Raw genomic sequence first — 1424 nt, forward strand, 5'->3', positions numbered from 1 at the left:
CTCAGAACTAACACAGTGGACGCGAGCAACTGAGGACAAGCCCTCGGCCTATTAGTACCGGTCACCTCCAGCGGTTACCCGCCTTCCAGATCCGGCCTATCAACCCAGTCGTCTACTGGGAGCCTTAACCCCTCAAGGGGGTGGGAACACTCATCTCGAAGCAGGCTTCCCGCTTAGATGCTTTCAGCGGTTATCCCTCCCGAACGTAGCCAACCAGCCATGCCCTTGGCAGGACAACTGGCACACCAGAGGTTCGTCCGTCCCGGTCCTCTCGTACTAGGGACAGCCCTTCTCAATGTTCCTGCGCGCGCAGCGGATAGGGACCGAACTGTCTCACGACGTTCTAAACCCAGCTCGCGTACCGCTTTAATGGGCGAACAGCCCAACCCTTGGGACCGACTCCAGCCCCAGGATGCGACGAGCCGACATCGAGGTGCCAAACCATCCCGTCGATATGGACTCTTGGGGAAGATCAGCCTGTTATCCCCGGGGTACCTTTTATCCGTTGAGCGACGGCGCTTCCACAAGCCACCGCCGGATCACTAGTCCCGACTTTCGTCCCTGCTCGACCCGTCGGTCTCACAGTCAAGCTCCCTTGTGCACTTACACTCAACACCTGATTGCCAACCAGGCTGAGGGAACCTTTGGGCGCCTCCGTTACTCTTTAGGAGGCAACCGCCCCAGTTAAACTACCCATCAGACACTGTCCCTGATCCGGATCACGGACCCAGGTTAGACATCCAGCACGACCAGACTGGTATTTCAACGACGACTCCCCCTGAACTGGCGTCCAGAGTTCACAGTCTCCCAGCTATCCTACACAAGCCGAACCGAACACCAATATCAAACTGTAGTAAAGGTCCCGGGGTCTTTCCGTCCTGCTGCGCGAAACGAGCATCTTTACTCGTAGTGCAATTTCACCGGGCCTATGGTTGAGACAGTCGAGAAGTCGTTACGCCATTCGTGCAGGTCGGAACTTACCCGACAAGGAATTTCGCTACCTTAGGATGGTTATAGTTACCACCGCCGTTTACTGGCGCTTAAGTTCTCAGCTTCGCCACACCGAAATGTGACTAACCGGTCCCCTTAACGTTCCAGCACCGGGCAGGCGTCAGTCCGTATACATCGCCTTACGGCTTCGCACGGACCTGTGTTTTTAGTAAACAGTCGCTTCTCGCTGGTCTCTGCGGCCACCCCCAGCTCAAGGAGCAAGTCCTCTCACCAGTGATGGCCCCCCTTCTCCCGAAGTTACGGGGGCATTTTGCCGAGTTCCTTAACCATAGTTCACCCGAACGCCTCGGTATTCTCTACCTGACCACCTGAGTCGGTTTAGGGTACGGGCCGCCATGAAACTCGCTAGAGGCTTTTCTCGACAGCATAGGATCATCCACTTCACCACAATCGGCTCGGCATCAGGTCTCAGC

The 1424-nt window shown here is 56.5% G+C and carries 1 rRNA gene (running past one end of the window); it reads right to left on the minus strand.

What is annotated here, in order from left to right:
- Positions 1 to 31 precede the first annotated feature (31 nt).
- Positions 32 to 1424: ribosomal RNA gene (locus tag ACFVYN_RS40885) — 23S ribosomal RNA — on the minus strand; it runs 1795 nt beyond the window's last position.

It is taken from the genome of Streptomyces sp. NPDC058307 (genome assembly GCF_042880295.1).
Taxonomy (GTDB): domain Bacteria; phylum Actinomycetota; class Actinomycetes; order Streptomycetales; family Streptomycetaceae; genus Streptomyces.